The organism is Guptibacillus hwajinpoensis (assembly GCF_020171785.1).
Taxonomy (GTDB): Bacteria; Bacillota; Bacilli; order Bacillales; family Guptibacillaceae; genus Guptibacillus; species Guptibacillus sedimenti.
In genome coordinates this window covers 201358-223877 of sequence record NZ_JAIVAE010000003.1, presented here as the reverse complement: position 1 = coordinate 223877, position 22520 = coordinate 201358, and the positions used below count along the sequence as shown (strand labels likewise).

Sequence of the window (22520 nt, the reverse complement as noted above, 5' to 3'; positions counted from 1 at the left end):
CATACAGAGGTGATAAAATGGCCGAGCAACAACCGACTCAATTAACAGCTAAGGATATTCTTGAAAAAGATTTTAAAAGCGGCTTTCGCGGATATGACCAGGACGACGTTGATAAGTTTCTAGATGTCGTGATTAAAGATTATGAGCGTTTTGAGAACGATATCGAACAACTACGTCAAGAAAATACGCGTTTAAGAAGAGAAATGGATCGACTGTCCGAACAGCAAAAGCGACAGCAGACGCGCTCTCAGACGCAACCAGGAAATACGAACTATGATATTTTAAAGCGACTTTCTAATTTAGAAAAACATGTTTTTGGAAGTAAGTTGTATGAATAAACCGCCGATTGGTGGTTTATTTTTTTAGGACTTGAAAAATTTCATTTACCGTACTATACTATAAATAACGAAACAAAACATTTCACTAAGCAACCTTGCATATAAGCAGAATATAAGATATAATTGCTTTTGCTGTCCTAACAATGATAACGTTCGGGTGATCGCTGTATGTCACACATTAAGTGGCATATAGAGGAAAGTCCATGCTCGCACGGTCTGAGATGATCGTAGTGTTCGTGCCTGATGAAACAATAAGTCAGGGTAGTCCATTTCGGGCTAACGGCGGGGAAACGGCCTAAGTCCTTAACGGATAAGGCCCGAATACTCTGAAAGTGCCACAGTGACGAAGTCTTAATGGAAACATTAAGAGTGGAACGAGGTAAACCCCACGAGCGAGAAACCCAAATTATGGTAGGGGAGCTTTCTCGAAGGAATTAAACGGAGAGAAAGCCAGGCGGTGAGGACGCGTCTGGAGATAGATGATTACCACTTGAGTACGAGGGGAGACCCGTTCGCAGTACGATAGAACAGAACATGGCTTACAGAACGTTATCATCTTTGATGAAAAGCCCTTATGGGGCTTTTTTGTACGTTTGGGCTATAATAGTGTTTGAATGGAAAACCTAAGAGGAGTTCGTGTTAAGCAATAACTCATTAAATACAAATAGGACTAACATAACATATTCATTTTTTGTATGATTACTAAGACAACGACTATTTACATAGAAGAGCGAAAAAGATTGGAGTGGAAAAGATGGCGAAATACGAATTAATTGCAACGGCCACCATGGGGCTCGAATCATTGGTTGCTCGTGAAGTAAAGGATCTAGGTTTTGAAAATGTGCGCGTAGAAAATGGCAAAGTTACTTATGAGAGTGATGAAATTGGGATTTGTCGTTCGAACTACTGGCTAAGAACAGCAGATCGTGTAAAACTAAAAGTTGGCGAATTTAAAGTGACATCGTTTGACGAGCTTTTTGAAGCGACGAAGGCACTACCTTGGGGAGAGCTTTTACCTGAAAATGCAGAATTTCCTGTTAGTGGACGTTCTGTTAAATCAACGTTATACAGCGTACCGGATTGTCAGGCGATTGTGAAAAAAGCGATCGTTGAAAGTTTAAAAGAAAAGTACAATGTTTCCTGGTTTGAAGAGGATGGACCATTGTTCAAAATAGAAGTTGCCATTCATAAAGATACAGCTATTCTTACAATTGATACTAGTGGGAAGGGGCTTCATCGTAGAGGCTACCGTTACCTTCATAGTGCTGCACCGCTAAAAGAGACCATGGCGGCTGCTATGGTAATGCTAACGAATTGGAATGCCGATAAACCTTTCATGGATCCATTTTGTGGCTCAGGTACACTTCCGATCGAAGCAGCGATGATTGGTCAAAATATCGCACCAGGATTTAATCGGGAATTTGCATCTGAAGATTGGGCATGGATTGGAAAGAAACGCTGGGAAGAAGCTATGATTGAAGCGGAAGATCTTGCAAAATATGATCAGCCTCTTCACATCTTTGGTAGCGATCTTGACCCAAAAATGGTTGATCTTTCAAAAAACAATGCTTTAGAAGCAGGATTCGGAGATATGATTCAATTCAAGCAAATGCAAGTAACGGACGTTAGCTCAAGGTTTGAGTATGGAACCCTTATTGGTAACCCACCGTATGGCGAGCGCCTCGGTGAACGTGAAGAAGTAGAAGAGATGTATCGGAAGATGGGAAAAGCGTTCCGTGAGCGACTTAATACCTGGTCTGTGTACATTCTAACTTCTCATCCTCGTTTCCAAGAAGTTTACGGAAAGCGAGCGACGAAAAATCGTAAGCTATACAATGGTGATATCAAAACGCATTACTATCAGTTCTTTGGACCAAGACCCCCAAAAAAATAATTTTTAAACAAAAGCACCTCTCCTTTTATGGAGAGGTGCTTTTGTCTTTATAAATAAAACATTTCATTAAACTTTTTCAACTACATACGCGCGCTTATCACGGAAATATTTCTCACCGTCGTCAGCCGAATGTTCAAAAAACCCTTCAACTTCATGAACCACTTTGAACTCTCGCTCTGGATCAGAAAAAAGTTGTGAAGCGTTACTTGCTAACAGCACAATATCGTTTGACGATACAAAGCTGTCGAGTTCTTTTGCTTTATAGTGCTCACCAGGTTTTAACGTATTGACTCGATGCTGTCTCATGAAAAAATCCCCTTTCCAAAAATTTGATTTACTTTTTTGTTACCACGTGATTATCGGCTTTGAACGGAATATTGTGGAAAATATCACGATGTACATGAATCATTTGAAGGAAGTTTGTTTCATAGAGTAAGAAGAGTGGGACTGTGAAGGGGTGCATTTATGAAAAAAGCGATTTTGGGTATGATTATTTCGGTAGCCGTCATAATGTTCCTTACGAATCCAAGTCAGGATGATTACAGTAGATGGGTTGGGAAGCAGTTAAAGAAAGATCAAAATGTACTGATTGAGTTAGGCGTAGATCTTGCCGTTGTTCCCTATGTAAGAGATCAAACATCACGAACGGAAGCATATTTTTTCTCCATTTATCGAACAAAATTATGGAATAATAAAGAAATAGTAGCCATCGGGATGTTTGATTCATTCTACATTAATAAGAAGAACATCGAAAAAATAAAAAAGATCGATTGAAATGGAAAACGTATAGGAAAAGGGATGAATGCCTTTTCCTATACGTATCATGAGTAACTTATGGTAGGATAGAACAAGAGGGATTAAAAGGCTTTCATCTCTTCATGCGTGAAGTATTCAGGTTTCTTAGCACCTTGTGCATGAAGTTCTTTAAAGTAGATTTGATACTCGTTTAACGAGAGCGAACCTTGTAAATAATTCACCTGGATAAAGTCTAGTAATTCGTCTGCGGTAGCTGGTTTTCTTCCTTTTACCTGATCGAATGTGTGTATCAGATTCTGAATAGACATCTGAATCCCTCCTTGAACTATTTGCTTACCAAAAGGATAACATGAGAATGTACAGATCGATTATTTTAGAATTTTTTAACTTCCGACAAATCCTTACATAATGAAGCGAGATGTGTCGAATTTACGGTAAAGTAACATACTATTAAAAAAGGGGAATATGAAAATGACGACCGAACTGAAGCAAGTAGAAGAGCAATTTTTAACATATGTTAAAAAAATGATGAGCTTTAATGAAGCCATTGGCGTCATGTATTGGGACCTACGTACTGGCGCACCAAAAAAAGGCGCTGAACAGCGTTCTGAAGTTATTGGCATGATGTCTTCTGAAGTTTTTGAAATGTCGGTTTCCTCTGAAATGAAAGGGCTTCTTGATCACCTAACAAGAGAAGACGTTCAAGCAGATTTAAGTGAAATCACCCGTAAAACAGTGGAAGAGTGTCGCAAAGATTATGAGCGCAATATTAAAATTCCAGCAGAAGAATATTCTGAGTACGTGGTCTTATGTTCAAAAGCAGAAACGGTTTGGGAGGAAGCGAAGGAAAAAGCTGACTTTGAGTTGTTCAGACCTTACCTTGAAAAATTAGTGGCGTTCAACCAAAAATTTGTCGAATATTGGGGCTATGAAGAAAATAAATATGATACGCTTCTTGATATGTATGAGCCAGGGGTAACGGTTAAGGTGATTGATCGCGTATTCAATCAACTTAGAGAGCATATTGTTCCGCTTGTGCAACAAGTTGTTCAAGCGAGTGATCAGCCGAAAACCGACTTTTTGTTTGAACATTTTCCAGAAGATAAGCAGCAGGCATTTAGTATGGATATATTAAAAAAAATGGGTTATGATTTCGAGGCAGGTCGCCTAGATAAAACGGTGCATCCATTCGCAACAGGGCTAAATCCTGGTGATGTTCGTGTTACAACTAAGTATGACGAAAAGGACTTCCGCACAGCAGTCTTCGGGACAATTCATGAAGGTGGACATGCTCTTTATGAACAAAATTTATCACCTAAATTAATCGGTACGCCTTTATGTACCGGGACGTCAATGGGTATTCATGAATCCCAGTCTCTTTTCTGGGAAAACTTTGTTGGGCGCCATCAGTCATTTTGGAAAAATAATTATGAAAAGCTTAAAAGCTATTCCACTGGACAGTTTGATGATGTTTCGTTAGAAGACTATTACCGTGCCATTAATGTTGCGGGTCCGTCGTTAATTCGAATTGAAGCAGATGAAATGACGTATGCGCTGCATATTATGGTTCGTTACGAAATTGAAAAAGGGTTAATTAATGGAGACATTGAAGTGAAAGACCTACCAACCATCTGGAACGAGAAAATGGAGGAGTATTTGGGGATCACGCCAGATGACGACGCAGTAGGCGTTCTTCAGGATGTGCACTGGTCAGGTGGCTCATTTGGTTACTTCCCTTCGTATGCGTTAGGTTACATTTATGCAGCACAATTAAAGAATGCGATGCTGAAAGATCTTCCTCAGTTTGATGAACTTTTAGAACAAGGGAATTTACTACCTATAAAAGAGTGGCTTACTGAAAATATTCACCAATATGGTAAACTTAAGGAGCCAATTGAAATTATTAAAGATATAACTGGAGAGGGCTTGAATGCTGAATATTTGATTCAATACCTTGAAGAGAAGTATTCTAGCGTTTACCGTTTACAAAGTAAATAATTCAAAAATCCTGCCAATGGCAGGATTTTTATTTTTTAGTCAGTAGATAACGTATCATATTCATTTTCATTAACTCCCACAAATCCATTAAGAATAATTGCAGCAAATAGAGGGGTTCGTTCCTTTAAATCTTCCACTGAATAGAGTCCGGAGAAATACTGTACGATTAACCCATCGATCATCGCAACGAAGGCGCTAACACCTTCACGGTAATGAAGCGGCCAATATTCCTTGTCGGGGTCGAGAGCAACAAAGCGATCTCTAAGATAAAGAAGCATTTCATCAAAAGCTTTTTTGAAATTATCTGGATCCTGTCCTTGAGCCTGTTTCCCCATTTCCTCCGTTAGTTTAGGGAGGTTTTCCTCGTTATAGTCCATTGATCCATAAATGAAATTTTCTACAAATTCCGGTACGTTTTGCCCTTCGCATTCATCCGTGAATTTTTCATATTCACGCGTAAGCTGGTATAAGTTTTGATTCATGATGCTCATCCTTTCAAATATGAATAAAAACTATATTTCCCAATTTTAATATGTTAAAACATGAAATTTCTGTTGAAATAAGATGATCAGTAGTTGTAAGATAAAAGCAGAACATACTAAACGGTTAGTATGAAAGGGTGGTAAAGTGGAAAAGCTTACATCATTTTGGCCAGAAGCAGTTCCTTCTACATTAATTTATCAATATGGAGAAAGACCCCTCCATGAATATCTCTCCATTCAAGCGGAGCGAAAACCAAACGCAATTGCCATTCATTATTATGGTTATCAATTAACATGGAAAAAATGGAATGAACACTCAAATCAACTAGCAAACTATTTAGAGCGGATTGGTGTCAAACAAGGCGATCATATCGCTTTGTTTATGCAAAATTGTCCACAATATCTTATTGCTCATTATGCCATTCAAAAGATTGGAGCAGTTGTCGTTCCGTTAAATCCCATGTATAAAACCTCTGAGCTTACTTACTTAATTCAAGAAGCAGACATGAAAGGAATCATATGTGGAATAGAACTTTTACCAATGTTAGCAAAAATTGAGGAAGCTCTTTCCTTTATCGTAACGGTTTCTTATACGTCGATTCTTTCCGCTGAGCAATCCAATCGTGTGCCATCTGAAATAAAATCCCCTATCAAATCTTCAAGATTTACCACTCTAGAGTCTCTTTATGATACAGAAGAAGTTTCATTTCAACCTGTCCCTGTGAGATTAGATGATGTGTGCTTAATGGTGTTTACATCAGGAACAACGGGGAGACCTAAAGCAGCAATGCTTACTTATGAAAATGCTTTATTTAAAACTGCTGCTACGGTGACATGCAATCGAATTAAACAGGAAGACAAATTGTTAGCGATCGCCCCATTATGTCATATTGCTGGAATGGTAATGGGAGTTAACTTACCTGTCTATAGCGGTAATGAAACTGTGCTGCTGAGTCGGTTTGATGCAGAAACGGTCGTATCAGCCATTGAGGATCATCGCATTACAATGTGGTACAGTATCGCCCCTATGAACGTGGCTATTTTGCAAATGCCTGATCTTAACGAACGAGATTTAACATCTCTTCGACTTAATTTAGCGACAAGCTTTGGCGTGCAAGTAACTAGAAATCTCGCAGATCAATGGAAGAAAGCAACGAATGGCTGTCTACTATATGAAGCTTCCTATGGCTTAAGTGAGACGCATACATGTGACACGTTTATGCCAACTGAACATGTGAAGTTTGGAAGCTGCGGCATTCCTATTCATAAGACAAACCTGAAAATAATAAATACGGATAGCGAAGAAGTTGGTCCACTTAAAGAGGGAGAAATCGTAATTAAGAGCCCAGGAGTTTTTAAGGGATATTACAATCGTCCTGATGAGACAGCTGCTTCTCTAAAGAATGGGTGGGTATACACTGGGGACATCGGTTATCTTGATGATGAAGGCTACTTATATTTTCGAGGGCGTTTGAAAGAGATGGTTAAAAGCTCAGGTTATAGCGTGTTTCCAGAGGACGTTGAAGCATTAATGAATGAACATCCAGCTATTAAGCAAACAGCGGTTATCGGTATACCCGATGAACAAAAAGGAGAAATCATTAAGGCAGTCGTCGTCTTACATCCTAATCATTCTAACACAACAATTGAAGAGTTAATGGGGTGGTCTAGAGACCATATGGCTGCTTATAAAGCACCTAAAATAATTGAAATTCGTGAAAGTCTACCTGCTACATCTTCAGGTAAAGTATTAAGAAGGTTATTAAAGAAGTGAAAGGGAGTGGAATGATGGAATCATATGTAGAAGATTTGAAGAATCGTAGACTACGTGCGGAACGAATGGGCGGCCAACACAAAATCGATGCGCTTCATGCGATAGGAAAAAAGACGGCACGTGAACGAATTGCGCTCCTCATTGACGAAGGATCATTCCTTGAGTTTGGGAAATTAAACACCTCTGAAATTCCTGGACAAGAAGAAAAGAGTTCTGGAGATGGGATTATTTGTGGGGTAGGACGTGTAGATGGTCGTCCAGTCGTTGTTCAGGCAGGTGATAAAACGGTGTTTGCGGGTACAGAGGGTGCCGTTCATATTCGAAAAACGAAAGCTGCCCATGCTTATGCATTAAAAAGAGGGTTGCCTTTAGTTAATTTAAGTGAAGGTGGAGGGCTTCGAATGCCAGATGGAATGGGTTCTGATGGCATTAGTGATAAGCTTTTTCCTCAAGAAATGTTAACGCATCATCGTGAAGTTCCAATGGTAACGGCCATTCTTGGTGATAGCTTTGGTGGACCGACGTGGCTTGCGGTATCTTCTGATTTTGTTACCCAACTAAATGGAACGTGTATGGGAGTTGCTGGACCTCGAATGCTTGAAATGGCTACTGGTGAAAAAATAGGAGAAGAACAACTAGGCGGCGTTAGAGTTCATCATGACTTTACGGGACAAATTGATCAATCAGCTGAGACCGAAGAAGACTGTATTGCTCAAGTGAAGAGGTTCTTAAGTTTTCTTCCATCACATAGCGAAGAAGAACCGCCTCTTTTTCTAAATGATGATTCTGTAGAAAGAAGGGTAGATCAGTTGCAAACTGTTGTTCCTGAAAAACGAAATCGTGCTTACAATATGAAAAAAGTGATCGCTACGATCGTTGACGATGGAAACTTTTTTGAGATAAAACCAGAATTCGGCCCTGCACTTCTAACTGTTTTAACAAGAATCGATGGGCGATCTGTCGGAATTATCGCAAATCAACCGATGAAATATGCTGGTGCGGCAGGTGTTCAAGAATGCGAAAAGGCGACAGATTTTATTTGTATGTGCGATTCGTTTCATATTCCCTTAATCTTTCTTCACGACATCCCCGGTTTTCGAGTTAGCTCTGAAGCAGAGAAAGGGAAAATTCCTACTAAAATTATGATGTGGAATCAAGCTCTTGCACAATCGACAGTTCCTAAAGTATCAGTGGTCATTAGGAAAAGCGTGGGAGCAGCTTATGGAAATATGTGTGGTCCAACGATGGGCGCCGACTTTGTCGTTGCCTGGCCATCTGCTGAAATCAATTTTACAGGGCCAGAAGTTGGGATCAATGTCGTTTATGGAAGAGAATTGATGTTATCTGAAAATCCAAAAGAGGACCGAGAAAAGCTCTTAGAAAAATGGAGTTTTGATAGTTCACCTTATAAAGCAGCTGCAAAACATTTAATTGATGATGTGATTGATCCAGGAGAAACGAGGCAGTTTCTTGCTAAAACGCTAGAACTGGCATGTTATAAAAAAGGTTCAATTAGTGAAAGAAAGCTAGCAAATTGGCCAACTGGTTTTTAAATTTTATTAAAATGTATTGAATATTGAGAATAATAAATTTATACTGTTTGTAAGAACATACCAACCGGTTAGTTAGATATCGGTTAAAAGGAGCGAACAATAGATGAATTTCGATTATTCCGAGCGTAGCCAATCGTATCTTGAAAAATTAACAACATTTATGGATGAATATGTATACCCAAATGAAAAAGTGTATGAAGAACAGCTTTCAGAACAGGAGAGCAGGTGGTCAAGTATTCCTCCGATCATGGAAGAATTGAAAAAGAAAGCGAAAGAGGCGGGATTGTGGAATCTTTTTCTTCCAGAAAGTGAATATGGCGCTGGACTAACAAATGCTGAGTATGCTCCTCTTTGCGAAGTGATGGGACGATCCATGATTGGACCTGAAGTATTTAACTGCGCCGCCCCTGATACTGGAAATATGGAAGTATTAGTCCGTTACGGGACAGACGAACAAAAGAAACAGTGGCTAGAACCCCTCCTCTCTGGAGAAATACGCTCTTGTTTCTCAATGACAGAACCGGATGTGGCTTCTTCTGATGCTACTAATATTCAAGCTCGTATCGAACGCGAAGGCGATGAATACGTTATTAACGGAACGAAATGGTGGTCTTCTGGTGCAGGAGATCCGAGATGTAAGATTGCCATTGTTATGGGTAAAAATGATCCAGACGCAGCTAAACATGAACAGCAGTCCATGATTCTCGTACCACTTGATACAAAAGGCGTCACGATAAAGCGAGTGCTACCCGTTTTTGGTTATGATCATGCCCCACACGGACATGCAGAAATCGAGTACAAAGATGTCAGGGTGCCAGCTTCAAATATGCTTTGGGAAGAAGGAAAAGGTTTTGCGATAGCTCAAGGGAGACTTGGTCCAGGGCGAATTCACCATTGCATGAGGTTAATCGGAACGGCAGAACGAGCGCTTGAAGATTTATGTAAGCGCGTACAAAGTCGCGAAGCTTTTGGAAAGAAAATCTCTGAGCAAGGCGTCGTTCGAGAATGGATTGCCGATTCTCGCATCGAAATTGAACAGGCGAGACTGCTTACGTTAAAAGCAGCTTATATGATGGATACCGTTGGAAATAAAGAAGCTAAAGCAGAAATTGCCATGATTAAAGTAGTTGCACCGAATATGGCTCTTCGCGTGATTGACCGAGCCATTCAAGCATTTGGAGGCGCTGGGGTAAGTGATGATTATACATTAGCAGCTCACTGGGCTAACGCGAGAACGCTTCGATTAGCTGACGGTCCTGACGAAGTACATCGCAGTGCAGTCGCAAGACAGGAATTGAAGAAATACCGTTAATGAGGGGGATAAGATATGAATGTGATGCAATTATTTGACTTAACAGGAAAGACAGCAATCGTAACAGGAGGAGGAAGAGGGTTAGGCAAGCAAATTGCTGAAGGATTTGCAGAGGCAGGAGCAAACGTTGTAATTTGTTCAAGAAAACGAGAAGCTTGTGAAGCTGTTAGTGAGGAGCTAAAAGCAGCTGGAGTCAAATCATTAGCTTTTGAATGTGATGTAACAAACCAAGAACAAGTTCAACATGTCGTTGATGAAACAATGAAAGAATTTGGTCGTATCGATATTCTCGTTAACAACAGCGGCGCTTCATGGGGGGCACCCGTAGTGGAAATGCCTCTTCAAGCCTGGCACAAAGTAATGGAGGTTAATGTCACCGGTACGTTCTTATTTGCTCAGGCTGTTGGGAAAGAAATGATCAAACAAAAAAGTGGGAAAATTATTAACATTGCTTCTGTTGCAGGTCTTGGTGGCGCTGACCCTCGCTATATGGATGCAATCGGTTATAACACGAGTAAAGGTGCAGTGATTACCTTTACGAAAGACCTTGCTGTAAAGTGGGGGAGCTACAATATAAATGTTAATGCGATTGCACCTGGCTTTTTCCCTACAAAAATGTCTAAAGGGTTAATTGAAGCGGGTGGTGAGAGGATGCTAGAAACAACGCCACTGAATCGCTTTGGAACAGACGATGATCTCAAAGGGGCAGCACTGTTTTTGGCATCAAATGCTTCGAATTATGTGACTGGTGATATTCTAATTGTCGATGGTGGACAGCATGCAATGTAATGAAGGAGGAGAATCATGATATGAATCGTGATCCAGTAATTGTCTCAAGTGTTCGAACACCAATTGGAAGACAGGGTGGAGCGTTTGCAACGATTTCAGCACATGAGCTTGGCGCAATCGCACTTAAAGAAGCAGTAGCACGTATCAAATTAGATGTTGAATCAATCGATGATGTGATCTTCGGAAATGTTATTGGTGGTGGAGGGAATATTGCAAGGCTAACAGCTTTGCAGGCCGGTCTTCCTCTTTCAATTCCTGGACTAACAATTGACCGTCAGTGTGGATCAGGATTGAATGCGATAAATCTTGCTGCACAAGCCATTAAATCTGGAGATGGGGATGTTTATGTCGTTGGGGGAGCGGAAAGCATGAGCCAGGCGCCTTATTTGATGGAGAAGCCTTCTAAACCATACAGTACGATGCCACCCCGATTCATGAAGTCACGTCTTTCCCCTGATGAAATTGGCGATCCTCCAATGGGGATTACTGCAGAGAACTTAGCAGAAAAATATGAGATTACGCGTGAAGAACAGGATGCTTTTGCACAAAGGAGTCAGGAGCGAATGGGCAAAGCGATGGCTGAAGGTTATTTTGACTCCCAAATTGCTCCTGTTCATGTACCTGTGCGTAAAGGCGACCCGATTAAAGTAACAAAGGATGAACATCCAAGGCCTGAAACAACGATTGAACGTCTTGCTTTATTACCTGCCGTATTTAAAAAAGGCGGAAGCGTTACAGCTGGGTCTAGCTCTGGCTTAAATGATGCGGCGTCTGCTCTTATTGTGATGTCCCGCGAAAAAGCTGAAAGTCTTGGATTAAAACCACTTGCGGTAGTGAGAGGATACGCGGTTAGCGGAGTCGATCCGAATATAATGGGAATCGGTCCTGTTCCAGCTACGCAAAAATTATTGAAACAAACCGGATTATCTCTCGAGGAAATGGATCTGATTGAGATTAATGAAGCTTTTGCCGCCCAGGTACTTGCTTGTGATCGTGAATTGAAAATGAATGAAAATGTTGTGAACGTTAACGGTGGAGCGATTGCACATGGTCATCCATTAGGTGCAACTGGAGCAATTCTAGCAACAAAAGCGATTTATGAGCTTGATCGTCGAGAAGGAAGATATGCACTGATTACTGCTTGTATTGGTGGAGGTCAAGGAATAGCAACCGTTTTAGAGCGAGAATAAGGAGGGATGAAATGAGGCTGCAGGATAAAGTTGCAATTGTAACTGGAGGCGGTGGAGGAATCGGTCGAGCAACCGCACTTCGCTTTGCTGATGAAGGGGCAAAAGTAGTCGTCTCTGATATTCACGCAGAATCTGGTGAAGAAACTGTCGAACAAGTTCGTAAAATGGGTGGAGATGCTATATTTGTAAAAACGGACACGGCAAATGAAGGAGAAATGAAAGCGCTTGTAGAAGAGTGTGAACAGCACTATGGTGGCCTCGACATTCTTTTTAATAATGCAGGTGTTAGTAACGAAGAAGTGAAATTAGCGGAGGTTCCTGTTGAGGAATGGGACCGTGTAGTGTCGATAAATTTGAAGGGTGTTTTCCTTGGAATGAAATTTAGTATTCCATTGATGGAAAAGAGAAATGGTGGCGCCATCGTTAACACTTCAAGTCTATTGGGTTTTAAAGGGAAAAAATATATGGCCCCTTATAACGCATCCAAAGGTGGGGTTATTACATTAACAAAAAATGCTGCACTCGAATACGGAAGCAAGAATATTCGAGTGAATGCCGTTTGTCCTGGAGTAATTGATACAAACATTGTGACACCATGGAGAGAAGATGAACGTAAATGGCCCATTATTTCAAAAGCCAATGCGCTTAAAAGGGTAGGACAACCAGAGGAAATTGCAAACGCCGTGTTATTCCTAGTCTCGGATGAAGCTTCTTACGTTACAGGAACAAGTCTTCTTGTTGACGGAGGCGGATTAACGTTTTAATTACTCGGAGGTGCAAGCATGAACGAAAAAAGTTGGACAAAGCATTACCCTGACTCCATTTCTAGTACAATTGATATCCCGAATGTATCGCTACAAGACATGTTATCGAAAACAGTAAAAGACTATCCAGATCAGGTCGCACTCTCTTTTTATCATAAAAAAATAACGTATCAAGAACTTGGACATCTTTCATCCCTTTTCGGATCAGCCCTTCAGCATACTTGTGAAATGCAACCAAAGGATCGCGTTGCTCTTATGTTACCAAATTGTCCTCAGTTTGCGATTAGTTATTATGGGGTGTTAAAAGCGGGAGGTACGATTACCCAGATCAATCCGATGCTTGTAGAACGTGAACTTCAGTACATATTAGCTGATTCTGGAGCAGAAACGATCGTTATCTATGATGCTCTTTACCCAAGGTTGAAAGCCATACAGAACGAAACAAACGTGAAGAATGTAATTGTTGTTTCTCTTCAGCCTTCTGAAGCGAATTTCGCTCCTGATTTTACTTTCGATGAATTTATGCAAAGTACGTCTATGACGTTAAAAGAAGTTTCAATCGATCCTAAAGAAGAGATTGCTGTTCTGCAGTACACAGGCGGAACGACTGGAAGATCGAAAGGAGCTATGCTAACTCACCGTAATTTGATTGCAAATGTTGAGCAATGTCTCGAATTCTTTAAAGATGAATTCACGTTTGGTGAAGAAAAATGTTTAACCGTTATTCCTTTGTTTCACGTTTTTGGAATGACATCATGTATGAATTTATCGATTCGAATTGGGGCAGAGAGCATCATTTTACCTAAATTCGATGTTAATGAAGTATTAAGTACAATTGAAACACAAAAACCAACCATGTTTCCTGGTGTTCCAACAATGTATGTCGCTTTAACGAATCATCCAGATGCGGAAAAGTATAATCTTGGAAGCATCCGAACGTGTAATAGTGGAAGCGCACCGATGCCGGTTGGATTAATGAAAGAGTTTGAACGAAAAACTGGAGCTAAAATTCTTGAAGGATACGGCTTAAGTGAAGCTTCTCCGACGACGCATGTTAATCCACCTTTTGGTGAGCGTAAGCCTGGGAGTGTCGGCATTGGCTTTCCTTCGACAGAGTACAAAATTGTTGATCTAGGTGAAGGGAAAATAGAGGTGCCGTTTGGTGAATCCGGTGAGCTTATTATTAAAGGGCCACAGGTGATGAAAGGGTATTGGAATTTGCCAGAAGAAACAGCGAACACGTTGCGTGACGGATGGTTGTTTACAGGAGATATCGCAAAAATGGATGCGGATGGTTATGTTTCCATCATTGATCGAAAGAAAGATCTAATTATTGCTAGCGGCTACAACATTTACCCACGCGATATTGAAGAGGTTCTTTATGAACATCCAAGTATTATGGAGGCAGTCATTGTAGGTGTCCCAGATCCTTATCGCGGTGAGACTGTGAAGGCAGTCATTGTGAAGAAACCAGGAGCAACTTTGACTGAGGAGGAGGTTACTTCTTACTGTCAGGATGAAATGGCGCCTTACAAGGTTCCGAAGATTATAGAATTTCGTAATGAGCTTCCTAAAACGAGTGTAGGGAAAATTTTAAGACGTTCCATCCGTGATGAAGCACGTCAGGTATAGGTTAAATGCTTTGAAGTAACCTCCATATGATATAATCTTAATCAATGTAGATTGATAGATTGAGAGGGTACTAGCATGAAACACAAACTAACTGTTAAAAGTATTGAGCTATTTGAAAAAAATGGATTTAGTGAAACGTCGATTCAAGATATTGTGGATGCAATCGGCGTAACAAAAGGAACGTTCTACTATTATTTTAAGAGTAAAGAAGCATTGTTAATGGACATCCATTCTTCTTATATCGATGGCATGATTAAGCAACAGAAAGATATTTTAGAAGATGCGTCTAAGAGTTGTAAAGAAAAACTCTATGATATGGTGTATATGCTCATCCATAACGTTGAATTAGAAGGGCACAGTGCGCGAGTTTTCTTTCGAGAAATGAAGAATCTAAAAGAAGAAAATCTCGCTGAAATCCTTCCAAAGCGTGATCAAATCCGCTATTACTTTCAGGATTTACTAAAACAAGGTGTCAAAAATGGAGAGTTTAGAAAAGATCTCAATATTGATATTGTAACGTTTGCCATTCTAGGTATTACAAATTGGACCTATCAGTGGTACAAGCCGAACGGTCCAGTGTCTGATAAAGAAGTAGCAAGTATTTTTGTTGATATGGTTTTAAATGGGATTGAGGAAAGCAGATAAGCTTTCCTTTTACTAGAAATATGAAAGCGTTTACGAATTTTACATCCTAACCGGTTAGTTACTTTAAGGAGGAATTAGAATGAATGTAGAAGAAATCAAAACGATAACAGTACTCGGAGCTGGCTCTATGGGCCATCAGATTGGGATGCTTTGTGCACTTGGTGGGTATGAAACCATGATCCAGGATATCAATGAAGCTGCTCTAAAAGATGCAGGTGAAAAGCTTGAAGGAATAATGTCAAAGTGGGTTAAGAAAGGTAAAATTACTGAGGATCAAAAAACAGCAGCATTTGGAAGACTTCAATTTTCAACAAATCTTGAAGAAGCAGCGGTGAGAGCTGACTTCATTATTGAAGCCATAGTTGAGAAATTAGATGTGAAGCGTGAAGTGTTTGAAAAGCTCGATCAATTAGCAGATCCAAATACGATTCTAGCAACTAATAGTTCTACAATTGTGAACTCATTAATTGCATCCGCAACGAATCGTAAAGAAAAAGTCGTAAACATGCACTTCTTCTTCCCACCTCTAGTTATGGACTGTGTGGAAGTGGTGATGAGTGAAGAAACTTCTGAAGAAACGGCCCAGCTTACGATGGCGGTTTGCGAGCGTATTAATCGAACAGGGGTATTACTAAAAAAAGAAATTTCAGGATTCGTTGCAAATCGGATTCTAGGTGCATTGCAAAAAGAAGCGATGTATCTGTACGAAGAAGGAATTGCAGATTTCCAAGATATTGACTTGATTTGTCGCAAAGCTCTAAATCACCCGATTGGGCCATTCGAATTAATGGATCTATCTGGAATCGATGTTGGGTATTACGTGATGCAGCAACGTTATAACGAAACGGGAAATCCAGAAGACAAGCCCTCGAAAGCCATTGAGGATAAAGTGAAAGCTGGAACATTAGGAAGAAAAACAGGAAAAGGCTGGTATGACTATACAAAAGAAGGAGTGAAAAATTAATGAAAATGGTGACGTATGACATTCATGAAAAGACGGCTATCGTTACGATTAATAATCCCCCTTTAAATGTGATGAGCAAACAAGTATCAACTGAACTTTTTGAGGTTTTTACAGAGTTAGAAGCGAATCAAGATGCTGTCGCAGTTATTTTAACGGGTGCTGGAAACAAAGCCTTTATGGCTGGTGCAGATATTAAAGAGTTTCCAGATTGGATTGGACAGTCTGGTTTTAAAAATATCGTAATGGAAACTCACCAAGTATTGAATTATTTAGATCATTTTCCAAAACCAACAATTGCTGTGCTTAATGGACTAACATTCGGTGGCGGTTGTGAACTTGCAATGACGTGTGATATGCGAATTGCAGAAGAACATGCTCAGCTTGGACTTCCTGAAATAAAGTTAGGACTTTTCCCAGGTGGTGGAGGAACGCAGCGTCTTCCTAGACTTATTGGAGAAGCCAAAGCAAAAGAAATGATGTTTACAGGTGAACCGATTTCAGCTGAAGAGGCAGATCGGTACGGTCTTGTAAACCACGTGGTACCATCCGGACAAGGCATGGCTTATGCTCAGGGACTCGCTTCAAAAATAACTGGTCAATCTCTGCAGGCTTTATCCCGAATCAAAAAAGCAGTGAACAATGGTGCGCACCTTCCAATTGAATCTGCCGTTGAACTTGAAGCAGAATTGTTTGAAGAAGTTTTTCAAACAGAAGATATTAAAGAAGGTGTACAAGCATTTATGGAAAAAAGAAAGCCTGCCTTTACTCACAGGTAATAGAAAAGAGGAAGTTTAATGAGTGTGCATACAAGTGTAAGAGTACGATTTTGTGAGACGGATGCGCTCGGACATGTGAATAATACAAGTTATTTTATTTACTTAGAAGAAGCGCGAGTCCAGTTTTTTGATTATCTTGGTAAACGATCTGGGACAGACGATTGGCCGTTTATTCTCGTTTCTACAAAATGCGATTTTTTGAAACAGGCCTATTTTAAACAGTCTTTACAAGTTGAAACGACTGTGAAACGTATTGGAACAAAGAGTTTTACCCTTATGCATCATATAAAAGATACAGCAAGTGATACCGTTGTAGCAGAGGGAGAAGCAACAGTCGTTTATTTTGATTTCAAAAAACAAGCGAGTGAAGTGATCCCAGAAGACTTACGGTTAAAACTTGAAGAATCTTATCAGCTCCTCTAACTTTTTTTCTAAGGGTTGATGACTGAATATTATGTAATCAGGAGTGTGGCATATGGCTTATTCACACGATACGATCCCTGTCCGAGACGGAGAGGAGCTCGATAAACAAAAACTTGAGCAATTTATCAAGAAAAACATTGATGATCTGAGTGATGATCCTTTACTCGTTGAACAGTTCGGTACTGGGCACTCCAATTTAACTTATCAACTATCAATTGGCGATTGGGAAGCGGTGCTACGTAAACCACCACTTGGACCAGTAGCACCGAAAGCTCATGACATGCAGCGAGAGTTTACAATATTAAAAGAATTAAATCCTATTTTTCCACTAGCACCAAAACCGTATCTCTACAATGAGACTTTGCTTGATGTTCCATTTTTTCTTATGGAGAGAAGAAGAGGTATAGTTCTTGATACATCATTTCCTGAAGGCGTACAACCGACAGAAGATTTGTGTCGACGCATTTCCGAAACGATGGTAGATACGTTAGTTGACCTGCACAGCATTGATTATAAAAAGACGAACTTAGCGGATGTTACGCATCCAGATGGGTTTATGGAACGGCAAGTACACGGCTGGATTAAACGATACAATCGATCAAAAACAGACGATCTTTCAGGTATTGATGAACTTACAAAATGGATGGCGTCAAATATACCTCAATCTCAAAGTCCTACCGTGATTCATTATGATTACAAATTAAACAATGCGATGTTCGCTCATGATGACTACAGTGAAATTGTTGGATTATTTGATTGGGAAATGACGACGGTAGGCGACCCGCTTGCAGACTTAGGGGCAGCGATGGGTTACTGGTTACAACATGATGACCCGGAGATTTTGAAAGCTGGTATGGGGAAAGCACCTGTTACTGTCATGCCAGGTTTTATGTCGAGGGATGAATTTATTCAGTCATATGCGAATAAATCGGGGCGGGACGTCTCGCAAATGAATTTTTACTTAACATTTGCCTATTTTAAGCTCGCTGTCATTTGCCAACAAATCTATTATCGATGGAAAATGGGCCAAACAACTGACGAACGGTTCCGACATCTTAATCAGTTTGTCGCTAGCTTAATTGCACACGCGCGTGACAATGCCAGAGTAAAGCGTTAGGAGAGTATATGGGGAAAATACATGTAGTTTTGAAAAAGGAAGACATTGATCAGGCAAAAATAAGTGAAGATAAAATTGCGGTTGTTCTTGATATTCTGCTAGCAACGTCTACGATTACGTCTGCACTTGAGTTTGGTGCAGAACAGGTTATCCCTGTTCTCGATCAACATGAGGCAATGCATGTAGCGAAAACGTTACCTGAAGGAAGTTATTTGCTTTCAGGAGAATATGAAGGTCGGACGATAGAAGGCTTCCTTGATCCCAATCCATTGCAATTAAAAAAATCGGTCAAAGGAAAAACGCTCATTCTATCAACAACGAATGGAACGGTAGCGATTAAGCGAACAAGTGAAGCTAAACAAGTGTATGTTGCTTCTTTACTTAATGGTCAGGCAGTTGCCAGAAAGCTCAATGATCATCACTTTGACGAAACGATTGTAATTGTTTGTTCAGGCTCTTCTGGGGAGTTCGCGCTGGAAGATTTCTATGGAGCTGGCTATCTTATTGATCAAATGCTTTCTTCCGAAACTAAATGGGAGTTAACAGATTCTGCACGCGCTGCTCTTACTTTTTATTCAGGCAGCGTCAATGGTGGAGAAGAAGTTTTGCTTTCATCACGTGTCGGTCAAATGATTAAAAAGTATGGTTTTCAGGATGAAGTAAGTTTCGTTGCTTCAGAAGGGATTTTTTCGATTGTTCCTTACGTTAAAGGTCAAAAAACAGTCGTTCGAGAGGAGGTTCATTATGACACAAACCAGATCTAGTCGATCGGGAGCCGATTTCTTGTATCAGTCTTCTGTTCCTGAAGATATTTTTACACCAGAAGATTTTACGGATGAGCATAAGATGATCGCAAAAACAGCTCATCAATTTGTTACAAAGGAAGTTGAAGCTCATAGAGAAACTATTGAAAATCAAGATTTTGATAGGGTAGTGACTTTATTAAAAAAAGCAGGAGAACTTGGATTGCTTGGCCACAGTATTCCAGAAAAGTACGGTGGTCTTGGGCTAGATAAGATATCAAAAGGGATTGTGGGAGAAGTTGTTGGGAGGACGAGTGGATACGGTGTTGCCCAATCCAATCATACGTGTATCGCAACGCTTCCAATCACGCACTTTGGATCAAATGAACAAAAGGATAAATACCTACCTAAACTGGCTTCGGGTGAATATTTGGGCGCTTATTGTTTAACGGAGCCCAATGCAGGATCTGATGCGCTAGCATCTCAAACAACGGCTGTATTAAATAGCGAAGGCACTCATTATATTTTAAACGGAACGAAGTTGTATATTACGAATGCGGTATTTTCTGATACGTTCATCGTTTATGCCAAAATTGATGGAAAGCATTTTTCAGCGTTTATTGTAGAAAAGGACTTTCCAGGGCTATCTCTAGGACCTGAAGAAAAAAAGATGGGAATCAAAGGATCTTCCACACGGTCGGTCATTTTAGAAGATTGCCAGGTTCCAATTGATCACCTTCTAGGAGAAGTAGGAAAAGGACACGTTATTGCACTTAATGTTCTGAATCTGGGACGATTCAACCTGGGCTCAGCTTGTACTGGAGGAGCAAAGCACGCGCTAAACTTAGCGTTACAACACACAAATGAACGCAAACAATTCGGCCAAACCATTGCAAGTTTTACGGCTACTCAAGAAAAGGTAGCAGTCATGATGGCTCGAATCTACGCTTCAGAATCGCTCCAATATCGCACAGCATCCCTTTTAGAAGAAGCGATGAAAGATTTGTACGATGAAGAGGACCATCGAATCGTAGGGAAACAAATGATGGAATATGCAGTCGAATGTGCGATTTGTAAAGTTTTTGGATCTGAAACACTGGATCAAGTTGTTGATGAATCACTTCAGTTACATGGTGGCGCAGGTTTTATTCAAGAATATCCAATTGAACAAATGTACCGGGATTCACGCATTAATCGGATATTCGAAGGAACAAATGAAGTGAATCGCTTATTGATTCCAGGTAATTTACTCAAAAAAGCGTTGAAAGGCGAGGTAGCTTTAGAGGAGCTTGTTGAAAAAGCGAAAAGAGAGTTATCTTCAAAAGGAAAAGATTCATTAACAGAAGAAGATGCGATAAGAAGCATACGAAACGTATTTTTATTGTGTGTCGGAGTTGCGTTTGAAAAGCATGGTGAGGAACTAATGAAGCACCAGGAATCAGTGATAAAACTTGCTAATATAGCCATCATGCTATACGCAGCTGAATCTTCCGTATTACGTGCCGTAAAACATACACAGAGAGATCACCATATTAAAACAGCATTAACGAGAACATTCCTTGAAGAAGCACTCTTACAAGTGGAAGCGTCAGCTCGTAAATTAATCATGAGTTTGCTTCCTACTCGAGAAAAAAGTGAGGTTTTAAATCTAATTATTCGAGAACTTTCAAGTTACGATTTTGGAAGTTCACTTGAACGAAATCGGGAAATTGCGAAGCACAGCTACAACAATTTGAAGTATGAAGTTTAGGAAGCGGTGAGAAAATGAATAGATTTTCAGGAAAAACAGCAGTGATAACTGGTGGCGGAAGTGGTATCGGTGCTATGACAGCTAAACGAATCGCATCGGAAGGTGGAACAGTTATCCTTGTTGGTCGGACTGAATCAAAGTTAATGCAAACGAGAGATGATCTTAAAGAATTAGAAGGTGATGTTCTTACTTTTGTTGCAGACGTAACGAGTCAAGAGCAGGTTGATCAATTGTCCTCTTTTATTAAAGAAAAGACCGGAACCGTTCACGTCTTAATTAATAATGCTGGAGGATCTCAAGGTTCGCCGATTTTAGAGATGACTGAAGAAAACTGGGATCATGCGCAAAATGCAAACTTAAAAAGTGTTTTTCTCGTCTCGAAAGCTCTCGGTAAACTGATGTTAGAAAGTGCCAAGAAAGAAGATCAAATGGACTTTTCTATCGTGAATGTTGCTTCCCTCTCTGGTCACAAAGCAGGGGCAAAAATTCCTCATTATAGTGCAGCGAAAGCAGCGGTCATCAATTTCACAAGGGCACTTGCAGTTGAACTATCACCATACGTTCGAGTAAATTCAGTCTCGCCAGGGTTTATTGAAACACCATTAACGGAAGAAGGTTTGAAAAATGAAAAGTTCGAGGCGTCCATTAAACGGAATACAGCATTAAAACGAGTGGGGCAAGCTGAGGAAATAGCAAACGTGATTTCATTTGCGGCTTCATCTGAAGCGAGTTATATGACTGGTTCAGATTTATTAGTCGACGGCGGCTGGCTCATCGTATAAAAAAAAAGGAGAGTGTTTAAAAATGGAAACGACTGTAAAAACGGAACATCTAAAAGTAAATGTACATGGTGCTGTGCTTCATCTTACGCTTAATCGCCCTGAGGCACTAAATGCGTTTAGCCCTGAGATGATCTTAGGGCTGACGAAAGCTATTCAAGATGCTAAGGAGAACGATGAGATACGAGTAGTGATGCTCTCAGGTGCAGGACGTTCCTTTAGCGCAGGTGGGGATGTTAAAACAATGGGGGATACAACCTCAACTGAAGTTTATGAACACATAGGTAAGTTAAATGAGCTGGTCCTTGCTATGAGAGATCTTGAGAAACCAATCATTTCAGTGATTCATGGTTTTGCTGCTGGTGCAGGCTTTAATCTAGCACTTGCGAGTGACATTATTTTGGCAGCTGAAGATAGTAGTTTTGTATTAAGCTTTTCTCAGGTTGGATTAATTTCAGATGGCGGGGGCCTTTCGTTTCTTCCTCGCTTAATAGGTCCTTATAAGGCGAAAGAGCTATTCTTCTCAGCTCAACCCATTTCAGCAAAAGAAGCGAAAGAGTTGAATATTGTAAACCGAACTTATCCGATAGCTAGTCTTGAAGAAGAAGCGATGGCATATGCTGAGAAGCTTTCTAAAGGTCCGGGTAAAGCCTATGGGTTTATTAAGAAAATTGCAGATGCTTCGCTAACCTCTTCTTTGTCTGAAGTACTTGAACAAGAGCGCATTACACAAGCGCTAATGGTAACGACAGACGACCACAAAGAAGGAGCAAATGCATTTAAAGAAAAACGCGCGCCACAATTTAAAGGTAAATAACTTTTTGAATCTGGATTGAAGTTT

At 40.3% G+C, this 22520-nt stretch carries 23 protein-coding genes and 1 other RNA gene; 21 read left to right on the top strand and 3 right to left on the bottom strand.

All coding sequences use genetic code 11. The features are described from left to right. The first annotated feature begins 17 nt into the window (after window positions 1-17). The 3 genes from gpsB (at window position 18) to LCL91_RS05095 (ending at window position 2232) form a co-directional block, all read left to right on the top strand. Window positions 18-338 carry a cell division regulator GpsB gene (gpsB, locus tag LCL91_RS05105; RefSeq protein WP_098443813.1) on the top strand — a complete coding sequence of 107 codons (321 nt, stop codon included), beginning with the start codon at window positions 18-20 and terminating at the stop codon, window positions 336-338. A 149-nt stretch (window positions 339-487) separates the two neighbouring features. Continuing rightward, window positions 488-885, top strand: an RNA gene (gene rnpB / locus LCL91_RS05100) — RNase P RNA component class B. 207 nt (window positions 886-1092) lie between these two features. Next, a complete protein-coding gene (locus LCL91_RS05095) occupies window positions 1093-2232 on the top strand; it encodes a THUMP domain-containing class I SAM-dependent RNA methyltransferase (RefSeq protein ID WP_224880555.1) in 1140 nt (379 codons plus the stop codon). 66 nt (window positions 2233-2298) lie between these two features. On the opposite strand, the gene LCL91_RS05090 is transcribed toward LCL91_RS05095, so the two are convergent. Then, the gene (locus LCL91_RS05090) at window positions 2299-2538 is read right to left on the bottom strand and encodes a hypothetical protein (protein ID WP_224880554.1); all 240 of its coding nucleotides are present in this window, start codon (window positions 2536-2538) and stop codon (window positions 2299-2301) included. A gap of 159 nt (window positions 2539-2697) precedes the next feature. Here LCL91_RS05090 and LCL91_RS05085 point away from each other — a divergent pair, with 159 nt between their 5' ends. Continuing rightward, the gene (locus LCL91_RS05085; protein ID WP_224880552.1) at window positions 2698-3006 is read left to right on the top strand and encodes a DUF4359 domain-containing protein; all 309 of its coding nucleotides are present in this window, start codon (window positions 2698-2700) and stop codon (window positions 3004-3006) included. An 83-nt stretch (window positions 3007-3089) separates the two neighbouring features. Here the strand turns inward: LCL91_RS05085 and yppF are convergent, their stop codons facing one another. Continuing rightward, window positions 3090-3296: a YppF family protein gene (gene yppF / locus LCL91_RS05080; RefSeq protein ID WP_224880550.1), complete on the bottom strand. Its 207-nt coding sequence runs from the start codon at window positions 3294-3296 to the stop codon at window positions 3090-3092. Window positions 3297-3459: 163 nt separating this feature from the next. Here yppF and LCL91_RS05075 point away from each other — a divergent pair, with 163 nt between their 5' ends. Next, window positions 3460-4986, top strand: coding sequence for a carboxypeptidase M32 (locus LCL91_RS05075; protein WP_224880548.1), 1527 nt, complete (start codon window positions 3460-3462; stop codon window positions 4984-4986). A gap of 35 nt (window positions 4987-5021) precedes the next feature. Here LCL91_RS05075 and LCL91_RS05070 read toward each other — a convergent pair whose 3' ends face one another. Further along, window positions 5022-5468 carry a hypothetical protein gene (locus LCL91_RS05070; protein WP_224880546.1) on the bottom strand — a complete coding sequence of 149 codons (447 nt, stop codon included), beginning with the start codon at window positions 5466-5468 and terminating at the stop codon, window positions 5022-5024. Window positions 5469-5613: 145 nt separating this feature from the next. Between LCL91_RS05070 and LCL91_RS05065 the strand changes: the two genes are divergently transcribed. From LCL91_RS05065 to LCL91_RS04990, 16 genes are all read left to right on the top strand, one after another. Beyond that, on the top strand, window positions 5614-7242 hold the full coding sequence (locus LCL91_RS05065; protein ID WP_224880544.1) for a class I adenylate-forming enzyme family protein: 1629 nt from the start codon (window positions 5614-5616) through the stop codon (window positions 7240-7242). Between the two features lie 14 nt (window positions 7243-7256). Further along, entirely contained in the window at window positions 7257-8795 is a 1539-nt protein-coding gene (locus LCL91_RS05060) for an acyl-CoA carboxylase subunit beta (protein ID WP_224880542.1), read from the top strand. 103 nt (window positions 8796-8898) lie between these two features. Continuing rightward, window positions 8899-10107, top strand: coding sequence for an acyl-CoA dehydrogenase (locus tag LCL91_RS05055; RefSeq protein ID WP_224880540.1), 1209 nt, complete (start codon window positions 8899-8901; stop codon window positions 10105-10107). A gap of 15 nt (window positions 10108-10122) precedes the next feature. Continuing rightward, entirely contained in the window at window positions 10123-10896 is a 774-nt protein-coding gene (locus tag LCL91_RS05050) for an SDR family oxidoreductase (RefSeq protein ID WP_224880538.1), read from the top strand. A 20-nt stretch (window positions 10897-10916) separates the two neighbouring features. Next, entirely contained in the window at window positions 10917-12086 is a 1170-nt protein-coding gene (locus tag LCL91_RS05045; protein WP_224880536.1) for a thiolase family protein, read from the top strand. An 11-nt stretch (window positions 12087-12097) separates the two neighbouring features. After that, complete coding sequence (locus LCL91_RS05040) at window positions 12098-12850, top strand: SDR family NAD(P)-dependent oxidoreductase (protein WP_224880534.1); 753 nt, start codon at window positions 12098-12100, stop codon at window positions 12848-12850. Window positions 12851-12868: 18 nt separating this feature from the next. Next, window positions 12869-14482: a long-chain-fatty-acid--CoA ligase gene (locus LCL91_RS05035; RefSeq protein WP_224880532.1), complete on the top strand. Its 1614-nt coding sequence runs from the start codon at window positions 12869-12871 to the stop codon at window positions 14480-14482. A gap of 75 nt (window positions 14483-14557) precedes the next feature. After that, a complete protein-coding gene (locus tag LCL91_RS05030; RefSeq protein WP_224880530.1) occupies window positions 14558-15127 on the top strand; it encodes a TetR/AcrR family transcriptional regulator in 570 nt (189 codons plus the stop codon). Between the two features lie 79 nt (window positions 15128-15206). Beyond that, a complete protein-coding gene (locus LCL91_RS05025; protein WP_224880528.1) occupies window positions 15207-16091 on the top strand; it encodes a 3-hydroxyacyl-CoA dehydrogenase family protein in 885 nt (294 codons plus the stop codon). Further along, window positions 16091-16867, top strand: coding sequence for an enoyl-CoA hydratase (locus LCL91_RS05020; RefSeq protein ID WP_224880526.1), 777 nt, complete (start codon window positions 16091-16093; stop codon window positions 16865-16867). Before LCL91_RS05025 ends, LCL91_RS05020 begins: the two co-directional genes overlap by 1 nt. A gap of 18 nt (window positions 16868-16885) precedes the next feature. After that, complete coding sequence (locus tag LCL91_RS05015; RefSeq protein ID WP_224880523.1) at window positions 16886-17290, top strand: acyl-CoA thioesterase; 405 nt, start codon at window positions 16886-16888, stop codon at window positions 17288-17290. A gap of 52 nt (window positions 17291-17342) precedes the next feature. Further along, on the top strand, window positions 17343-18407 hold the full coding sequence (locus tag LCL91_RS05010) for a phosphotransferase family protein (RefSeq protein ID WP_224880521.1): 1065 nt from the start codon (window positions 17343-17345) through the stop codon (window positions 18405-18407). 8 nt (window positions 18408-18415) lie between these two features. Next, on the top strand, window positions 18416-19171 hold the full coding sequence (locus tag LCL91_RS05005; RefSeq protein WP_224880519.1) for a 2-phosphosulfolactate phosphatase: 756 nt from the start codon (window positions 18416-18418) through the stop codon (window positions 19169-19171). Beyond that, on the top strand, window positions 19152-20900 hold the full coding sequence (locus LCL91_RS05000; protein WP_224880517.1) for an acyl-CoA dehydrogenase family protein: 1749 nt from the start codon (window positions 19152-19154) through the stop codon (window positions 20898-20900). The genes LCL91_RS05005 and LCL91_RS05000 overlap by 20 nt, the downstream gene beginning before the upstream one ends. Before the next feature lie 14 nt (window positions 20901-20914). Next, window positions 20915-21682 carry an SDR family NAD(P)-dependent oxidoreductase gene (locus LCL91_RS04995; protein ID WP_224880515.1) on the top strand — a complete coding sequence of 256 codons (768 nt, stop codon included), beginning with the start codon at window positions 20915-20917 and terminating at the stop codon, window positions 21680-21682. A gap of 22 nt (window positions 21683-21704) precedes the next feature. Then, window positions 21705-22496 (top strand): enoyl-CoA hydratase/isomerase family protein, encoded by a 792-nt coding sequence (locus LCL91_RS04990; protein WP_224880513.1) that lies wholly within the window; start codon window positions 21705-21707, stop codon window positions 22494-22496. Window positions 22497-22520: the final 24 nt, after the last annotated feature.

What these genes read in the sequence shown, in the direction of transcription:
- LCL91_RS04990 (WP_224880513.1), top strand. Translation starts at nt 21,705, where the DNA reads ATGGAAACGACTGTAAAAACGGAACATCTAAAAGTAAATGTACATGGT.
- LCL91_RS05060 (WP_224880542.1), top strand. Translation starts at nt 7,257, where the DNA reads ATGGAATCATATGTAGAAGATTTGAAGAATCGTAGACTACGTGCGGAA.
- yppF (WP_224880550.1), bottom strand. Translation starts at nt 3,296, where the DNA reads ATGTCTATTCAGAATCTGATACACACATTCGATCAGGTAAAAGGAAGA.
- LCL91_RS04995 (WP_224880515.1), top strand. Translation starts at nt 20,915, where the DNA reads ATGAATAGATTTTCAGGAAAAACAGCAGTGATAACTGGTGGCGGAAGT.
- LCL91_RS05015 (WP_224880523.1), top strand. Translation starts at nt 16,886, where the DNA reads ATGAGTGTGCATACAAGTGTAAGAGTACGATTTTGTGAGACGGATGCG.
- LCL91_RS05095 (WP_224880555.1), top strand. Translation starts at nt 1,093, where the DNA reads ATGGCGAAATACGAATTAATTGCAACGGCCACCATGGGGCTCGAATCA.
- LCL91_RS05000 (WP_224880517.1), top strand. Translation starts at nt 19,152, where the DNA reads ATGACACAAACCAGATCTAGTCGATCGGGAGCCGATTTCTTGTATCAG.
- LCL91_RS05070 (WP_224880546.1), bottom strand. Translation starts at nt 5,468, where the DNA reads ATGAATCAAAACTTATACCAGCTTACGCGTGAATATGAAAAATTCACG.
- LCL91_RS05045 (WP_224880536.1), top strand. Translation starts at nt 10,917, where the DNA reads ATGAATCGTGATCCAGTAATTGTCTCAAGTGTTCGAACACCAATTGGA.
- LCL91_RS05020 (WP_224880526.1), top strand. Translation starts at nt 16,091, where the DNA reads ATGAAAATGGTGACGTATGACATTCATGAAAAGACGGCTATCGTTACG.
- LCL91_RS05040 (WP_224880534.1), top strand. Translation starts at nt 12,098, where the DNA reads ATGAGGCTGCAGGATAAAGTTGCAATTGTAACTGGAGGCGGTGGAGGA.
- LCL91_RS05030 (WP_224880530.1), top strand. Translation starts at nt 14,558, where the DNA reads ATGAAACACAAACTAACTGTTAAAAGTATTGAGCTATTTGAAAAAAAT.
- gpsB (WP_098443813.1), top strand. Translation starts at nt 18, where the DNA reads ATGGCCGAGCAACAACCGACTCAATTAACAGCTAAGGATATTCTTGAA.
- LCL91_RS05090 (WP_224880554.1), bottom strand. Translation starts at nt 2,538, where the DNA reads ATGAGACAGCATCGAGTCAATACGTTAAAACCTGGTGAGCACTATAAA.
- LCL91_RS05035 (WP_224880532.1), top strand. Translation starts at nt 12,869, where the DNA reads ATGAACGAAAAAAGTTGGACAAAGCATTACCCTGACTCCATTTCTAGT.
- LCL91_RS05025 (WP_224880528.1), top strand. Translation starts at nt 15,207, where the DNA reads ATGAATGTAGAAGAAATCAAAACGATAACAGTACTCGGAGCTGGCTCT.
- LCL91_RS05010 (WP_224880521.1), top strand. Translation starts at nt 17,343, where the DNA reads ATGGCTTATTCACACGATACGATCCCTGTCCGAGACGGAGAGGAGCTC.
- LCL91_RS05050 (WP_224880538.1), top strand. Translation starts at nt 10,123, where the DNA reads ATGAATGTGATGCAATTATTTGACTTAACAGGAAAGACAGCAATCGTA.
- LCL91_RS05075 (WP_224880548.1), top strand. Translation starts at nt 3,460, where the DNA reads ATGACGACCGAACTGAAGCAAGTAGAAGAGCAATTTTTAACATATGTT.
- LCL91_RS05085 (WP_224880552.1), top strand. Translation starts at nt 2,698, where the DNA reads ATGAAAAAAGCGATTTTGGGTATGATTATTTCGGTAGCCGTCATAATG.
- LCL91_RS05005 (WP_224880519.1), top strand. Translation starts at nt 18,416, where the DNA reads ATGGGGAAAATACATGTAGTTTTGAAAAAGGAAGACATTGATCAGGCA.
- LCL91_RS05055 (WP_224880540.1), top strand. Translation starts at nt 8,899, where the DNA reads ATGAATTTCGATTATTCCGAGCGTAGCCAATCGTATCTTGAAAAATTA.